12 protein-coding genes, 1 tRNA gene and 2 pseudogenes are annotated in these 15,055 nt (G+C 56.1%); 7 read left to right on the forward strand and 8 right to left on the reverse strand.

Going from position 1 to position 15,055, the window contains the following annotated elements; genetic code table 11:
* Positions 1-163: 163 nt before the first annotated feature.
* From EQV97_RS06385 to EQV97_RS06410, 6 genes and pseudogenes are all read left to right on the forward strand, one after another.
* Positions 164-2,125 carry an FAD-dependent oxidoreductase gene (locus EQV97_RS06385; protein ID WP_240888701.1) on the forward strand — a complete coding sequence of 654 codons (1,962 nt, stop codon included), beginning with the start codon at positions 164-166 and terminating at the stop codon, positions 2,123-2,125.
* A gap of 49 nt (positions 2,126-2,174) precedes the next feature.
* Positions 2,175-2,762 carry a cupin domain-containing protein gene (locus EQV97_RS06390; RefSeq protein ID WP_045058760.1) on the forward strand — a complete coding sequence of 196 codons (588 nt, stop codon included), beginning with the start codon at positions 2,175-2,177 and terminating at the stop codon, positions 2,760-2,762.
* A gap of 414 nt (positions 2,763-3,176) precedes the next feature.
* Positions 3,177-5,618 (forward strand): leucine--tRNA ligase, encoded by a 2,442-nt coding sequence (leuS, locus tag EQV97_RS06395; RefSeq protein ID WP_201148597.1) that lies wholly within the window; start codon positions 3,177-3,179, stop codon positions 5,616-5,618.
* Between the two features lie 255 nt (positions 5,619-5,873).
* Positions 5,874-6,071, forward strand: a pseudogene (locus EQV97_RS06400) (type VI secretion system tube protein Hcp); the annotation flags it as partial.
* A 360-nt stretch (positions 6,072-6,431) separates the two neighbouring features.
* A complete protein-coding gene (locus EQV97_RS06405; RefSeq protein WP_240888702.1) occupies positions 6,432-6,791 on the forward strand; it encodes a hypothetical protein in 360 nt (119 codons plus the stop codon).
* Between the two features lie 283 nt (positions 6,792-7,074).
* Positions 7,075-7,449 (forward strand): hypothetical protein, encoded by a 375-nt coding sequence (locus EQV97_RS06410; protein ID WP_240888703.1) that lies wholly within the window; start codon positions 7,075-7,077, stop codon positions 7,447-7,449.
* Between the two features lie 610 nt (positions 7,450-8,059).
* Here the strand turns inward: EQV97_RS06410 and gltS are convergent.
* The 4 genes and pseudogenes from gltS to EQV97_RS06430 all read right to left on the reverse strand — a co-directional run.
* Entirely contained in the window at positions 8,060-9,268 is a 1,209-nt protein-coding gene (gltS, locus tag EQV97_RS06415; protein WP_201148598.1) for a sodium/glutamate symporter, read from the reverse strand.
* Between the two features lie 56 nt (positions 9,269-9,324).
* Positions 9,325-10,263 carry a formimidoylglutamase gene (hutG, locus tag EQV97_RS06420; RefSeq protein WP_201148599.1) on the reverse strand — a complete coding sequence of 313 codons (939 nt, stop codon included), beginning with the start codon at positions 10,261-10,263 and terminating at the stop codon, positions 9,325-9,327.
* 20 nt (positions 10,264-10,283) lie between these two features.
* A complete protein-coding gene (locus EQV97_RS06425) occupies positions 10,284-11,009 on the reverse strand; it encodes an IclR family transcriptional regulator (protein WP_122837826.1) in 726 nt (241 codons plus the stop codon).
* A 316-nt stretch (positions 11,010-11,325) separates the two neighbouring features.
* Positions 11,326-11,442: pseudogene (locus EQV97_RS06430) on the reverse strand (toxin-antitoxin system HicB family antitoxin); the annotation flags it as partial.
* A 437-nt stretch (positions 11,443-11,879) separates the two neighbouring features.
* On the opposite strand from EQV97_RS06430, the gene EQV97_RS06435 reads away from it, so the two are divergent.
* Positions 11,880-12,164, forward strand: coding sequence for a DUF3077 domain-containing protein (locus EQV97_RS06435; protein ID WP_240888705.1), 285 nt, complete (start codon positions 11,880-11,882; stop codon positions 12,162-12,164).
* 95 nt (positions 12,165-12,259) lie between these two features.
* Here EQV97_RS06435 and EQV97_RS06440 read toward each other — a convergent pair.
* The 4 genes from EQV97_RS06440 to bamC form a co-directional block, all read right to left on the reverse strand.
* A tRNA-Ser gene (locus EQV97_RS06440) sits at positions 12,260-12,349 on the reverse strand.
* 83 nt (positions 12,350-12,432) lie between these two features.
* Positions 12,433-13,146 (reverse strand): phosphoribosylaminoimidazolesuccinocarboxamide synthase, encoded by a 714-nt coding sequence (purC, locus tag EQV97_RS06445; protein ID WP_008034929.1) that lies wholly within the window; start codon positions 13,144-13,146, stop codon positions 12,433-12,435.
* A 28-nt stretch (positions 13,147-13,174) separates the two neighbouring features.
* On the reverse strand, positions 13,175-13,933 hold the full coding sequence (locus EQV97_RS06450) for an MBL fold metallo-hydrolase (RefSeq protein ID WP_045058765.1): 759 nt from the start codon (positions 13,931-13,933) through the stop codon (positions 13,175-13,177).
* 4 nt (positions 13,934-13,937) lie between these two features.
* Entirely contained in the window at positions 13,938-15,053 is a 1,116-nt protein-coding gene (bamC, locus tag EQV97_RS06455; RefSeq protein ID WP_045058766.1) for an outer membrane protein assembly factor BamC, read from the reverse strand.
* Positions 15,054-15,055: the final 2 nt, after the last annotated feature.

Below are 15,055 nucleotides of genomic sequence, written 5' to 3' on the forward strand. Positions count from 1 at the left end.
GGGCAATCGAAGTAACGGATTTGTAACATCGGCATTACATCTGTTTCCAGCCGACTTAGTAAACAAAACTATTGATTTTTTACTGAAGGTAAATTCTTATAGAAAAATAATAACGCCGAAAACCGGCCCTTTCGGCTTCAGGCCGCCTGGAGTAGCCCCCACCATGAGCACCTCGTCCCCCGCTTTCTCGCACCTGTTCGAACCCCTGCTGCTACGCGGCAAACGCCTGAAAAACCGCATCATGTCCAGCGGGCATGACACTTCGATGCCCACCGACAACCTGGTTAATGATCAACTGATCGCTTACCACCAGGCGCGCGCGGCAGGGGGGGCCGGGCTGATCGTGCTGCAGGTAGCAGGTGTGCACGACAGCGCGCGTTACACCTCGCACGTGTTGATGGCCACGGATGACGCCTGCATTGAGGGCTATCGCAAACTCGCGCAAACCTGCCATGCGCACGGGACGGTGGTGCTGTCGCAGATCTTCCACCCTGGGCGGGAAATCATGGAGTCCAGCGACGGCCTGCTGGCGGTGGCCTATTCAGCTTCGGCGGTGCCCAACGAGCGGTTTCGGGTGATGCCACGGGCACTGGATCAAGCCATGATCGACGAGATTGTCGCCGGGTACGCGGCAGCGGCGCGGCGCCTGTTTCAAGCCGGGATCGACGGCGTGGAGGTGGTCGCCAGTCACGGTTATCTGCCCGCGCAGTTCATCAACCCGCGAGTCAACCGCCGTACCGATGGCTACAACGGCGAGCTGGAACAGCGCCTGCGCTTGCTGCGGGAGATCATCGCCGCAGTGCGGGCCAGTACCGATGAAAACTTCATCATCGGCCTGCGCATTTCCGCAGACGAGCGCGACCCGGAAGGACTCACCGAAGACGAATCGCTGCTCGCCGTGCAGGCATTGCAAACCAGCCTGGATTACGTGCACATCGTCGCCGGTACTTCTGCATCCCTGGGCGGTGCCGTGCACATCGTGCCGCCCATGGCGATCGAAGCGGCCTATCTGGCCAGGGAAGCCGGAACCTTCAAGGCCGGTCTGTCCATCCCGCTGTTCGTCACCGGGCGCATCAACCAGCCCCAGGAAGCGGAGCTGATCCTGGCCCGGGGTCAGGCCGACGTCTGCGGTATGACCCGCGCGCTGATCTGCGACCCGCAAATGCCCAACAAAACCGACAGCGGCCGTGTAGAAGACGTGCGCGCCTGCATCGCCTGCAACCAGGCGTGCATCGGCCACTTCCACAAAGGCTTGCCGATCTCCTGCATCCAGCACCCGGAGACCGGGCGCGAGTTGATCTTCGGCAACCGGCAACCTACCGGCCAACGCAAGCGCATCATGATTGCCGGCGGAGGGCCGGCCGGCATGAAAGCCGCTGCGGTAGCGGCCCAGCGCGGGCACGAGGTCACCCTCTATGAAGCGGCCGCGCAACTCGGCGGCCAGGTGCTGCTGGCGCAGCTGTTACCGCGACGCAGCGAGTTCGGTGGGGCCAGCACCAACCTGCAGCGGGAGATGGAACTGGCGGGTGTACGGGTGGTGCGCAACACCCGGGTCGACCGCGCCCTGGTGGAGCGTGAGCGTCCCGACCTGGTGATCATCGCCACCGGCGCCGAGCCCTATTGGCCAACCTTCGAGCGTGGCGGCGAACTGCAGGTGGTGGACGCCTGGCAAGTGCTGCGTGATGAAGTACAGATAGGTCGTTCGGTGGTCGTGGTGGACTGGCGCTGCGACTGGATCGGCCCCGGCATCGCCGAGCGCCTGGTGCGCGCCGGGCATCAGGTGCACCTGGCAGTCAACGGCACCCATTGCGGGGAAAACCTGCCGCTGTACGTGCGCGACCAACTGGCCGGCGAACTGCACAAACTGGGTATCCCCATCACCCCCTACGCCCGCCTCTACGGCTGCGATGACAGCACCGTCTACCTGCAACACACCGCGAGCGGCGAACCGATGTTGCTGGAAAATATCGACACCCTGGTGCTCTGCCAGGGTCATCAACCGGTCGACACCCTGGGCGCAGAACTGCAAGGCCTGGTGGAGTTTCGCCGGATCGGTGACTGCCTGGCGCCGCGTACTGCCGAAGAGGCCATCTACGAAGGTTTGAAAGTCGCCTGGGCGCTTTGAGCCTGTTTATACTCCGGGGTTTTCCCCCAAACCCCGGCCTGGAGTACGCATGAGCAACGGCAGTAAAGACAGCGCCGCACCAGAGCCCAGTTTTCTCGGCACCCGAATCCGCGGCCTGCGCAAACGCCGGGGCATGACCCTGGCCGAGCTGGCGAACATGAGCGAGCTGACCGCGGGCTACATCAGCCAACTCGAACGCAACCTCGCCTACCCTTCCATCCCCGCCCTCTTCAACATCGCCCGCAGCCTGGGCGTGACCATCCAGTGGTTCTTCGCCAGCGAAGCCGCCACCGCCCCGGAAGACCACGGCGTGGTGGTGCGCAAGAACACGCGGATGAGCGTGCATTACGAGGATGGCATCGTCGATCAACTGCTGACCCCGCAGCCGAATCGGCAACTGGAGATGCTGCACTCACGGTTTCCGCCTGGCACTTATAGCCAGCAGAGTTACAGCCATGAGGGGGAAGAAGCCGGGTATCTGCTGTCGGGGCGTTTTGAGTTGTGGGTTGGGCAACGGCATTTTCTGCTGAGCGAGGGAGACAGTTTCAGCTTCTCGAGTCAGGAGCCGCATCGGTATGGCAATCCTGGAGAGGTGGATGCGGTGGTGATTTGGGTGATTACGCCGCCAACGTTTTGATGCGATGTTTGAGATAAAGAGGCCTCGAAGTTTGATCAGCTTTGGGGCTTTTTTTTGAATGGAGGCCGGGGAGTTTTTCCTACAGTCAATTCCTGATTTTTTCGAGCTACTGGCGGACGGTAATTTAACGCCTAAGATCTGCGAGAGCTCTACGAGATCTTAATGAGGCGTCAGAAAGGCGAGTTTGCCGAAAGATTACACTGCGTTACATATTTAGGCATGCACGGATCCAGCGAGCAGGTTATTAATGTAGCTGTCGTTGTAGCAACTAAAAGCCGCATCTACCAGATAGAGGCGAAATGAGCTAAATGCTTAGTGGGTATGTGGAGTTCATAGAAGCTCCTCAACTTAACGCAGAGACGTTCATCTGTACGGGATGAATCCATAGAGCTTTTGGAAGAGCGTGAGTCGATCATGGATAACGATCAGTTCAGAAACAAGTGGCAGCAGCGATGGGCAGAAGAGAATTTATTTGCCGCTGACAATATGAGCAACAAACCTCCTTATTATGTGCTGGACATGTTCCCGTACCCCTCGGGTAACGGTTTACATGTTGGCCACGCCGTTGGCTATATAGGAACTGACATAATTGCCCGCAAAAAAAGAATGGATGGATTCAACGTATTGCATCCCATGGGCTGGGATGCGTTCGGTCTACCGGCAGAACAATTCGCCATAAAAACAGGCGTTCACCCCGCCGACGTTACCAAGATCAACTGCCAAAACTTCAAGCGACAACTGATGCTGATGGGCTTAAGTTACGACTGGGGCCGGGAAATCGACACCTCTGACACTAAATACTATAAATGGACACAATTCCTTTTCCTGAAATTGTACGAACGCGGATTAGTGTATGAGAAAGAGGAAAATGTCTGGTGGTGCGAGTCACTTCAAACCGTTCTCGCGAATGAAGAAGTCATCGACGGCCGCTCTGAACGCGGTGATTACCCCTGCGCTAAAAAGCCGCTAACGCAGTGGGTTGTAAAGATCACCGACTATGCTGAACGCTTGTTGGCCGACTTGGATCGACTCGATTGGCCCGAATCGGTCAAAAAAATGCAGCGTGAATGGATCGGACGCGCAGAGGGTATCGATATTGATCTCCTGATACGAGAAGATGCGGCCATCCCCTTAACTGTGTTTACCTCTGAAGCCGAAACTCTGTATGGCAGTAACGCCGTCTTGCTGTGTACTGAACACCCTTATGTAAAAGAACTGTGCCATGACAGCGACCTCTGCGCCAGAATTGCCACCTTGCAGGACCCGAAGATTGCAGTGGACGCCTTGTATCTACGTCGCCACGTAAGTCATCCACTGACGGGCGCATCGCTTCCTCTTTACGTCGTCAACTACCTCGCGTTCGATGGAAGAGAGCAAGCGGTATTCTCTGTTCCCGAAACTGATCCCAAAGCAGCAGCGTTGTGCCAGCGTTTCGGCTTACCTCACTTGTCCGTGCTCGATGAGACCGATACACAGCCCTCCCTCAAAAACTCCGAGAGCTTTAGCGGCCTGTCCAGAAGCGAGGCGCGTGGGCGGATTGAAGCTGAGCTCACTAACAATCATTGGGCTGTGCGCAGGGTTCGTTACCGGATGCGTGATTGGCTGTTCTCTCGGCAAAGGTACTGGGGCGAACCCTTTCCGCTGTTTCGGGACGACAGCGGTAACGTAATCGCAGCCAGCGCTAGCGAACTGCCAGTCGAGTTGCCGGTAGTTGAGAACTTCTGTCCAGGTGCTGACGGAGCGAGCCCACTGCAACGGGCTGAAGATTGGGTGAACTGCAGTGATTCGACAGGAAATCCGCTCTATCGGGTCACGGACACCATGCCTGGTTGGGCCGGGTCGTGTTGGTACTTCCTGCGGTTCATGGACCCACATAACGAAGCTGAACCGTTCTCAGCGCAAAGTATGGAGTATTGGCAACAGGTCGATCTTTATGTGGGCGGTGCGGCCCATGCGACCATGCATCTGCTCTACGCCAGATTCTGGCACAAGGTGCTGTTCGATGTGGGGCTAGTGAATTTTGATGAGCCCTTCAAGACGCTCTATAACCAGGGATTGGTGACGGCTGATGCCTTCAAGGATGGAACCGGTCGAATCGTGGCCGTGGATGAAGCAGAGTATCGGGCAGGCAAGTATTGGTTAAAGAATAGCGACCACGAGTTGCAAGTCTTCAATACCAAAATGTCGAAATCCCTTTTGAACGTGGTCGTTCCAGACGACATCATTCGTGAGTACGGCGTCGACACCTTCCGGATTTACATGATGTTTATCGGGCCGCTCGGACAGAACAAGAAGTGGGACATCAAAGGGATCAAGGGCTGTGAGCGTTTCATCAACAGGGTGCTGAGTATTTTTGCCGATGGCCTTCAGTGCGGCGCTCCGCGTAACGAATCGACGGCTTCGGATCAGCATCCGCTGGAGACGCTGTGGGGAAAAACCCTGGCCAAAGTCAATGCATCCTTTGTGACCTTGAATTTCAATACGGCGATTGCCGCGTTCATGGAATTCATGAATCAGGCTGAGAAGCATAAGGACTATTTTTTCGAACGAATTGGCGCTGACTTTGTGAAGGCCCTGTTCCCCTTTGCTCCGCACGTCTGCTCTGAGATCTGGGAGCAGTTGGGCTACGACACTATTGACTCTGCACCATGGCCCCAAGCTCGAGTGCGCCCGGTCAAGGCGACACGAATCTACATTAACGGCAAGTATGTGGATGATCTTCCGGAGGGGACCGGTGAGGAGTTGGTCGACGTCGATATGGCTCGGAGCAAAGTCATCGAGGCCCTTGAAAGGCGTGTAGTAACCAAGGTGATCTATGTGCCGAATCAGGTCGTGAATTTTCTCTGCGCTCATTAGGTTTGAGCCGAGCTGGAGTTGATATTCAGGCTGAAGTGACGTACTCGGTATTGGATTTAATCTCGAAACCAAAAATTGTACACCCTCAACATGAGAACAAGACTTATCTGGGTCGGAGCGAGTCGTTTTTTCCTACAGTCACTTCCTGATTTTTTCCAACCACTGGCGGACGGTAATTTTACGCTTAAGATCTGCTAGAGCCCTACGAAACCTTAAGTCTCTCTTAAACAACTATCACGAAAAGGACGAAAGGAAATGGCATTCGACGCGTACCTCAAGATAGGGGGGATTCCCGGTGAAGCTCTGGATGAGCAGCACAAGGACTGGATAGAAACCACAGGTTACAACTTTGGCACCCATCAGAGCACTTCGGCCACCGCAAGCTCTGCGGGAGGAGCTTCCTCAGGTCGAACGACTGTCACCGATTTAACCATTACCAAGCTGCTGGAACGGTGTGGCTAAGGCTTCGAGCCTGATAAGAAGAGGCACCTACTTGGGGGTTGGGTTAAACGTCGCAGCGGCTGGGACCTCCATCTACACAGCGTTCTCCAGCGGTCGGGAACAAGAGTGCCGAAAGGCCAAACATACGGTGGGTGGTAAGTTGGCGGGGGGCGTAGCTGTCGGACTAGTGGGTGGCACAATCGGAACCACAGTTGCTATTGCTGCTTGCGCGGTGGCATTTAGTCCAGTCACGTTTGGGAGTAGCATTTTCGCCTGCACATTGGTCGGAGGAGGTTTAGGAGGATGGGCTGGTGGCGAATACGGCGCCAGAACCGGAGAGCAAATTGGTGATGTTATCTATGAGTATCCCCGATGAGTAGCTTAACCTTGGTTATCGCTGGCGCATTTGTAATGACCACACAAATTTTTTCAGCAATCTGGCTCATCTTCTCCGCCCATAGGCTAACTGAACAAGCAGAAAGTCATTTAAAGAAAAGCTCATTTGTAGAACTCAATCTAAAAACTTTTGGAAGCTTTGGATTGCTTGGAAAAATACCAAGAAACGGTTCGATTATTCTGATGATTTTAGCACCTGATTTATTTGAAAGACGCGGATTGATCGACGCACACGAGCTGTCAAACATGCCGACCAACTTAAAGAACAAGCTTATACTGCCGTGGATAGTCAGCATAATATCCTCCTTCGCTTTTTTTTCGTTCCCTTATTGGTAAACATTTGTGTAAAGCACACCACCTTCCCCAACATAGAGTGCCGAAAGGCCAAATATACTGAGGGTGGTAAGTTGGCGGGGGGCGTGGCTATTGGAATGCTCGGCGGTTCAGTAGGAGTCGCGGCGGCTACTACTGCTTGCGCGGTTGCATTTAGTCCAGTCACGTTTGGTGCAAGTATTTTCGCCTGCACGTTGGTTGGAGGGGGTTTAGGAGGATGGGCAGGAGGCGAATACGGCTCCAAGGCTGGGGAGTATATGGGTGATGTTATCTATGAGTACCCTCAATGAGCAGCTTAACGTTGGTTATCACTGGTATTGTTATAATGACCGCACAAATATCCTCAGTAATCTGGCTCATCGTCTCTGCCCACAGGTTAACTGAACCAGCAGAAAGTCACTTAAAGAAAAGCATATTTGTAGAGAACAATATAAAAACGCTTGGAAGCTTTGGAGTGTTTGGAAAAATCGCAAGAAATGGGTCGATAGCCCTGATGTTCTTAGCCCCTAATTTTTTTGAGCGGTGTGGAATGATAGACGCGCATGAGTTGTCGAACATGCCGACCACCCTTAAATACAAGCTTATACTGCCTTGGATCGCCGGAATAGTATTCGGCTTAGCGTTCATTATGTATCCCTATATGGGCAATACTTTTTCGTAAAGTCCGTGACCGCTCAGCACCCCATTCTGCAAAGAGAAACATCGCCCAACAAGTTATTTCACACTCGCGATAATTGCCATGAACATATTCGCAGCACTAGTTATAACCGCATGCTGAATCACAGTTTCTTCTTTAAAACTCACTGAGCTAATCGAAAATCATTCAAATCTAAGTAAATTTTTGTTGAAATCTCGAACTGCCTTTTCGGACGCGTGACTTGGCGCCCAATGCACGATGTAGTGCTCAGGGTATTAGGCATGGGCCACGTGGAGATACCCTCATCGAACGCAGAATAAATTTATTTTGGTGCTCAGTCCCCCTCCGGGACTTGCCCGTGACTTAAATGTCCTCGGCTGTTTTTGGTCGCACCGTGCTGATTAATCTGCACGATGCTCCCATCCACCATCAAGTGCTCCAGATCTGCATCGGCAGCAAGTGCTTGCATCATCTGCACCCAAATGCCATTGCCGGCCCAGCAACTTTAGTGCACTTGGACTCTATGCCCATGACCGTAGGTTTCCGAAAACCAAGCCATGGCGAGACCGTACGAGCAAGCCAGAGTACCGCTTCGACAAAATGACGGATATCACGGGTCCAAATGAGGCCGCCCCTAGCTGAAGGCGTTGATAAACCAGGTGATCATCGGGATGGCCACAATGTCGATCAGCACGGCACCGCACAACGGCACGATGATAAAGGCTTTATACGAGAACACTTTGTAGTGGTCACAGATGGCCCCCATGTTGGCCACGGCGTTGGGTGTAGCGCCCAGCCCGTGCCCCATGAAGCCTGCGCAAAGGACGGCAGCGTCGTAGTTACGGCCAAACAGGCGGAACAAAACGAATACGCACAGCAAAATCATGATCACCACTTGTACCACCAGGATCACCAGCAGCGGCAATCCCAGCTTTTCCAGCTCCCAGAACTTAAGGCTCATCATGGCCATGGTCAGAAACATGCCCAAACACACGTCGCCAATGGTGCTGACAGCATGGTCCGGCATCTCGATCGCCTGGCTGCGGTCATTGAGGTTGCGCAAAATAATCGCCACAAACATCGCGCCCACATAGCTGGGCAACACGATGCCCAAGTGTTGCTGCAAGCTGGCGCCCAACCACAAACCCAGCACCATGATCACCACGATGCAGGTCAACAAGCGCAACAGAGTCGGTGCATCCAGCGCGGCAGGCGGGTTGTGGACTACGTCTTCAAACGCCTTGAGGCTGCCCACCGCTTGCGCTTCAACCGTGAGTTTGTTGCGCTCAATCAACCAGCGCGCCAGCGGGCTACCCAACAAACCGCCCGCCACCATCCCAAAGGTCGCGGCCGCCAGCGCCGCAGTAGTCGCGCCGACGGCACCGAGGTTTTCAGCAATCGGGCCGAATGCCGCCGCCGCACCAAAACCGCCTTCCAGGGACACCGCACCGGCCATGATCCCCAGTAACGGATCAATACCCAACAGTTTGGCAACGCTTACGCCGACTACGTTCTGCACCAGCGCCAAGCCCCAGCACGCCCCCAGGTAGATAAACAGTAACTTGCCGCCTTTACGCAGCAAGCCCAGGCTGCCGCCCAGACCGACGGTGGTAAAGAACGCTACCATCAACGGGGTTTGCAAGCTGGTGTCGAGGGTCAGGTTCAGCCACTGCTGGCTGCGTAGCAGCCAGATCAGCAGGGCAAAACCAAAGCCGCCAATCACCGGTGCGGGAACACACAGTTGGCGCAGCCAGTAACTGCGTTTTTTCAGTTGTGCACCCAAGCCCAGGAGAAGCAACGCGAGAGCAAGGGTACTCAGCGCATCCAGTTCGAATGTCAGCATGGCGAATTTCTCTTTTTCTTATGATTTAACAAGTGGTTTCAGGGATTTTCGAAAACTTAATCAATCAGGCTTGCGAGCAGACGCGCGCCAATGCGGGCGGTTCGGTTTTCGATATCAAGGCTGGGGTTGAGTTCGGCGATGTCGGCCATGCGCAATTTGCCGCTGGCTTTGGCATAGCGCGCCAGATGCTCGACGATTTGCATGTCCACGCCATGGGCAGACGGCGCACTGACCCCGGGCGCCTGGCTAGCGGGCAGAACATCGAGGCAGATGGTCATGTAGAGGTAATCGACATCTTGCAAAAAATCATCGATGAATCTTTCGCAGGCGGTAACGTCCCAGCTGTTCATCTCACGGTCGAGGCGAAAACGCACATTCAGCCGCTGCGCCTGCTCGAACAGTGCCTGAGTATTGTTGAGCTGACTGACACCCAGGCAGCCGTAAGTGAAGGGCATTTCAGCGCGCTGGCAATACTCGGCGATCTGGCGAAAAGGGGTGCCTGAACTGCTTTGTTCGGCAAGGCGCAAGTCAAAATGCGCGTCGAAATTAAGTACACCGATACGGGCCTTCGCCGTGCGTTTGCGCAAGTGATCGGCCAGACCGCTAAAACTTGCAAAAGCGATTTCATGGCCACCACCCAGCCCCAGCGGTAAATGTCCCTGATCGAGCAACTCGCTGACGTGGTGGGCGTAGCTCTGCTGTGCGCCTTCGAGGTTGCTGTCGGTACAACCCACATCGCCGGCGTCATACACCGGCGCGTGGCCGTGCCACGCCAGGTTGGCTAAAGCCTTGCGCAGTTCTGTCGGGCCTTGGCGTGCACCGGTGCGGCCCTGGTTGCGTTTGACCCCTTCATCACAGGCCAAACCAACCAGTGCGACACCCGCAGGCTGGTTTTGCGCGAAGGGTTTGACCCATTGGTGCCAGCGCAGCGCGCCTTGCCCTTCGGCGTCGTCAATGCGACCCGTCCACAATGGCATGTCAGGAACAACGGTCATGTTTGAAACTCCATTCAAATTCAGTCGAGCCGGGCGCTCAGACGCAGCGCCACATCCCGGGTCCAGCGGATCAGGCGTTCAGTGCGCTGTTGAGCCCGGAAGGCAGGGGCCATGAGGCTGATAGCGCCTTGCAGGCGGTCGCGGCTGTCGATCAAAGGCGCACTGACCCCCCAGATGCCGTCGTCGATTTCACTTTGACTCACGGCGTAACCGGCAGCCCGGATCTCGGCAAAACTGCGCTGATAGGTCGCAACGTCGCCACTGTCGACGCCTTGGGCCAGCAGTGCCGACAGGCTTTGCGCCTCATCCATGTGCGCCAGCAACACCCGCGCCGAAGCGCCCACCAGCAATGGTTGCGCCAACCCTTTTTGGTAGCAGCAGCGCAGCGGTTGCGGGCTGTCGATCAGCTCAATGCAAATGGCCTGGCCGTTGCTGGGCACCATCAACGCAACGCTTTCCTGGGTTTGCTCGGCCAGGCGCTTGAGTTCGGGCTTGGCCAACGTCACCAACACCGCTTCGCGGTCGAACTTTTTGGCCAGTTGCAAACAGGCAGGCCCCGGCAAGTAGCGCCCGTGACCGTTTTCTTCGGCCAGGCCCCAGCGCAGGAGGGTTTTTAGATGGCGATAGATGCTGCTGAGCGGCTGTGCCAACTGCTCGGAGAGCTCTTTGGCGGAGATCGCCTCGCCGGATTGCCCCAAGGTTACGAGGATTTGCAGCAAGCGATCGGTTGGCGTGTTGTAGTTCATTGTTGGCCCCATGCTATTGCCTGCATGGTGGCATGATGTTTCTCATTAACTGAAACAGGTTTCCCACTCAGTGGGAACAATCGGCCATATAACGATCAGCGGTCGCTCATTCGCATTCTTGCAAGCATAAAAATGCGGGAGCGAAAAACATAGCGAGGGGACGGACAGGAGAAAAAACAACAGAGACCTTTTTATCGAATGGAGGCCGTGGAGCTTTCAAACAAGCCGAGGAGATCATTCTGGATCAACGAGACTCTGTATTGGCCGATGATAAATTTGAGCGAGCCTTGCGGCTCACCACTGGGAAGAAGACTCGTCAGACACGTGCTTCACGATCAAGAACATCAGCTACCCACTGATTAATACTCTTGTTAGCAAGCTGTGCTTTTACAGCGACTGTCGCGTGCAGCGCTGGAGCGAGAGATACCAATAAAGATTGGGCAGCAGCTTGTAACCTCGCTGATGCATGAACTGCCGCCCCTGAAGCATGCGCAAAAACACCACTTTTCCATAAGTTGAAAGTAGGCGTTTTTAGCTTCGGGTTTCGACCGTCTTGTGAGGTCCTAAGAATATCGGGGTGCCTCTCGGCTTAGTTGTAGGCAAATTTCGAGAGTTGCGTACGAATCTGCTTTGCTGTGTGCTTCACCAGGCTAGCGCCTTGATGGCGTGAGTTGCGTCGGTATACCCTCATGAGGTCGCTGGAAATCCAGCGATCGAGCTTGGTAACCCGACGAGTCACGCTCCCCAAGTCGCGGAGCTAGACATGGAAACTGTAAATCCGAACAAACGAGGTCGTTCCCCTCAACTTAGTTCCGAATCTGATCAAGCGCCAAGGCTCGATCTCACCTGCTTCATTGAAGGGGGTGGCAGATGAGCGACAAACCCGAACTGACGACCATTGGCCTCACCCCGTTCCACTATTGCGCCAACCAGCCGCTGTTTCGCGTGAACCCTGGCGTGCCTATCGGGAATGCTCTGGCGCAAGCCTCTGATCTTTTGGGCCTGGCCAAGCTGTTGACTGCTAACGCTAGTGACGACAAAGACGCAGATAGAAACGCCTGGGCAGCGCACTACCTGACCGCGATGAGCAAGGCAGTAGTAGATGATGTACACAAGGTGTTGCGGAGGTGGCCGCCGGTGAATACCGATTGTTAACCCCCTTTAGTAGGCGTGCCTGCTAACGCCCGAGAGGAACCTGCAGAAACGAAAAAGCCCCGTAACTTCTCAGCTACGGGGCTTTTTCTATGTAATGGCGGAGAGATAGGGATTCGAACCCTAGGTACCGGTGAAGGTACAACGGATTTCGAATCCGTCCCATTCGGCCACTCTGGCATCTCTCCAACGGCGCGCATCATAACAACACTTTCGCCGGATGCGAAGCCCCTAAGCGAAATATTTCTGTGGTATCAGATGCTTGCGTCGATTAAAGCGGTACGCCCAGACGGTTGGCGACTTCTTCGTAGGCTTCGATGACGTCACCGAGGCCCTGGCGGAAGCGGTCCTTGTCCATTTTCTTGCCGGTGGCCTTGTCCCACAGGCGGCAGCCGTCCGGGCTGAACTCGTCGCCCAAGACGATGGAGCCGTCGCTGAATACGCCGAATTCCAGTTTGAAGTCGACCAGCAGCAGGCCGGCGTCGTCGAACAGTTTGCTCAGCACTTCGTTGACCTTGAGCGACAGTTCTTTCATGCGAACCAGTTGCTCGGCGGTGCCCCAACCGAATGCCACGACGTGGGATTCGTTGATGAACGGGTCGCCCTTGGCGTCGTCCTTCAGGAACAGTTCGAAGGTGTAAGGGTTGAGCTTCATGCCCTCTTCGACGCCCAGGCGCTTGACCAGGCTGCCGGCGGCGTAGTTACGCACGACGCACTCGACCGGGATCATGTCGAGCTTCTTCACCAGGCACTCGTTGTCGCCCAGCAGCTTGTCGAACTGGGTCGGCACGCCGGCGGCTTCGAGTTTTTGCATGATGAAGGCGTTGAACTTGTTGTTCACCATGCCCTTGCGGTCGAGCTGTTCGATGCGCTTGCCGTCGAACGCCGAAGTGTCGTTGCGAAACAGCAGGATCAAGCGGTCAGCGTCGTCGGTCTTGAAAACCGATTTGGCTTTGCCGCGGTAGAGTTCTTCACGTTTTTCCATGATGGGCTCCGCTTGCTAAGTAGGTGGGCTAGGCGATGTGTCGCCAGTCGAGCCCTGAATCTTGATCGGCCAGTTGCAGCCAGTCCGGGTCGCACCCGAGGGTGTCGACAAAACATTGCCGGGCCAGCTGCGGCAGGTTGTTCTTGCTGCTCAGATGGGCCAGGACCAGGTGTTGCAGGCCTTGCCAGCCCAACTCGGACACCAGGAATGCCGCCTGGTGGTTATTCAAATGTCCCAGTTCGCCGCCCACCCGCTGCTTGAGAAAGTACGGGTAGTGACCGCGAGCCAGCATGTCACGGCAATGGTTGGACTCGATCATCAATGCATCGAGGTCCTTGTAGCCATCCAGCACCCTGTTGCAGTACGACCCCAGGTCGGTCAGCAGGCCGAAGCGCCGCTCACCATCGCTGAACACGTACTGCGTCGGTTCCTGTGCATCATGGGCCACGGCAATGACGCCGATGCTCAGTGCGCCGATCTGCAGTTGCTCGCCGCCGGCCAGCAGGCCAGCAGGTTCAATGGGTTTGCGCATCCCGCGCAGGGTACCGCGACTGAGGTAGACCGGCAGATTGTAGCGCCGAGACAGCAAACCCACGCCATGCACGTGGTCGGCATGTTCGTGGGTCACGAGTATCGCGCTCAGCTGCGCCGGGTTCACACCCAGGCGCAACAGGCGTTTTTCGGTTTCCCGCAGGGAGAAACCACAATCCACCAGCACATACGTATCAGCGCTGGCTATCAGCGTGCCGTTCCCTTGGCTACCGCTGCCGAGAACGGCAAAACGCATGAGATCAGCCCAGGTTGTCCTGAATCACGCTCAACACTTTGCGCGCCACATCAGCTGGCGCCACGGTGTTGATGTTCTTCTCGACGGTGACCTGGACGTTTTCACCCACCTTGCTCAGGCGAACCTGATAACGCTCGGCGCGGGCTTCAACTTCTTCCTTGTTCGGCGCGCTGCCGAACAGGCTGCTGAAGAAACCAGGCTTGTCGTCTTTCTTCTCGGCCTTTTCAGCCAGGTTGATGTAGTACAGGCCCAGGCTGCGGTTGATGTCTTCCACTCGCCATTCGCCCTGTTCCAGCGCACGACCGACACTCGACCAGGCGCGGTCCAGGTCGTTGCCGATGTTCAGGACCGGGTTGCCGCTGCCGTCTTCGCTCAGGCTGACGCGGCTTGGCGTATCGAAATCACGCGAAGCCAGCATGGAGACCGAACCGCCCTTCTCGGAGATACGACTCATGCTCGCGAGCATGTCGTCGACCAGTGCCGCGTCCAGGCCGGTGTTGACCGAACGGTTGGTGAACTCGACATCGGCAGTGCTGCCCGCAGGACGTTCGGCGCTGACCACGTAGATTTCACTGGTATTGCGCTGCACGCCCGGCTCGATGCGCACCCGCACGCGGGTTTCGCTGTCGCTGCCGACACCTGCCGCGCTCAGGCGCTTGGCCATGGCGGCGGACAGTTCGTCGGAATGCTGCCAGGTGGTAGTGAATTCGCCGGTTTGCGGGCGCTGTTCGTCCAGGCGGAAGCCGTTGTCCTGGAAGAATTGCACGGCCACTGGCCAGGCTTCTGCCGGCGGGTTCTGCGCGACGATCCAGCGGGTATCACCACTCTTCTGCAACGAGTAGGCACTGGCGTCAGCCGCCGCGGTCAGCGGTTGCGGACGGGGCACGACGTACTCGCCCTTGACGGAGTCATCGGCCACGTTGCGCGGGATCGGCAGCAACGGGTCCAGGCGCTTGGCGGTAGTGACATCCGGTGGCAGTTGCATCGGTGCAGTCTGTTGCGCTTCCAGGTAATCGCTACCACGGTCACGGAAATAACCTTCCGGGCCCCAGACCCATCCACAGCCACTGGTGCTGGAGATGATCACGGCTAGTGCGGAAAGTCCGGCCAATCGCTTCATGC

The sequence above is a fragment of the Pseudomonas sp. TMW22090 genome (assembly GCF_022496665.1).
GTDB classification, from domain to species: domain Bacteria; phylum Pseudomonadota; class Gammaproteobacteria; order Pseudomonadales; family Pseudomonadaceae; genus Aquipseudomonas; species Aquipseudomonas gregormendelii.

What these genes read in the sequence shown, in the direction of transcription:
- EQV97_RS06450 (WP_045058765.1), bottom strand. Translation starts at nt 13,933, where the DNA reads ATGCGTTTTGCCGTTCTCGGCAGCGGTAGCCAAGGGAACGGCACGCTG.
- EQV97_RS06410 (WP_240888703.1), top strand. Translation starts at nt 7,075, where the DNA reads ATGAGCAGCTTAACGTTGGTTATCACTGGTATTGTTATAATGACCGCA.
- EQV97_RS06425 (WP_122837826.1), bottom strand. Translation starts at nt 11,009, where the DNA reads ATGAACTACAACACGCCAACCGATCGCTTGCTGCAAATCCTCGTAACC.
- EQV97_RS06385 (WP_240888701.1), top strand. Translation starts at nt 164, where the DNA reads ATGAGCACCTCGTCCCCCGCTTTCTCGCACCTGTTCGAACCCCTGCTG.
- bamC (WP_045058766.1), bottom strand. Translation starts at nt 15,053, where the DNA reads ATGAAGCGATTGGCCGGACTTTCCGCACTAGCCGTGATCATCTCCAGC.
- purC (WP_008034929.1), bottom strand. Translation starts at nt 13,146, where the DNA reads ATGGAAAAACGTGAAGAACTCTACCGCGGCAAAGCCAAATCGGTTTTC.
- gltS (WP_201148598.1), bottom strand. Translation starts at nt 9,268, where the DNA reads ATGCTGACATTCGAACTGGATGCGCTGAGTACCCTTGCTCTCGCGTTG.
- EQV97_RS06435 (WP_240888705.1), top strand. Translation starts at nt 11,880, where the DNA reads ATGAGCGACAAACCCGAACTGACGACCATTGGCCTCACCCCGTTCCAC.
- EQV97_RS06405 (WP_240888702.1), top strand. Translation starts at nt 6,432, where the DNA reads ATGAGTAGCTTAACCTTGGTTATCGCTGGCGCATTTGTAATGACCACA.
- hutG (WP_201148599.1), bottom strand. Translation starts at nt 10,263, where the DNA reads ATGACCGTTGTTCCTGACATGCCATTGTGGACGGGTCGCATTGACGAC.
- leuS (WP_201148597.1), top strand. Translation starts at nt 3,177, where the DNA reads ATGGATAACGATCAGTTCAGAAACAAGTGGCAGCAGCGATGGGCAGAA.
- EQV97_RS06390 (WP_045058760.1), top strand. Translation starts at nt 2,175, where the DNA reads ATGAGCAACGGCAGTAAAGACAGCGCCGCACCAGAGCCCAGTTTTCTC.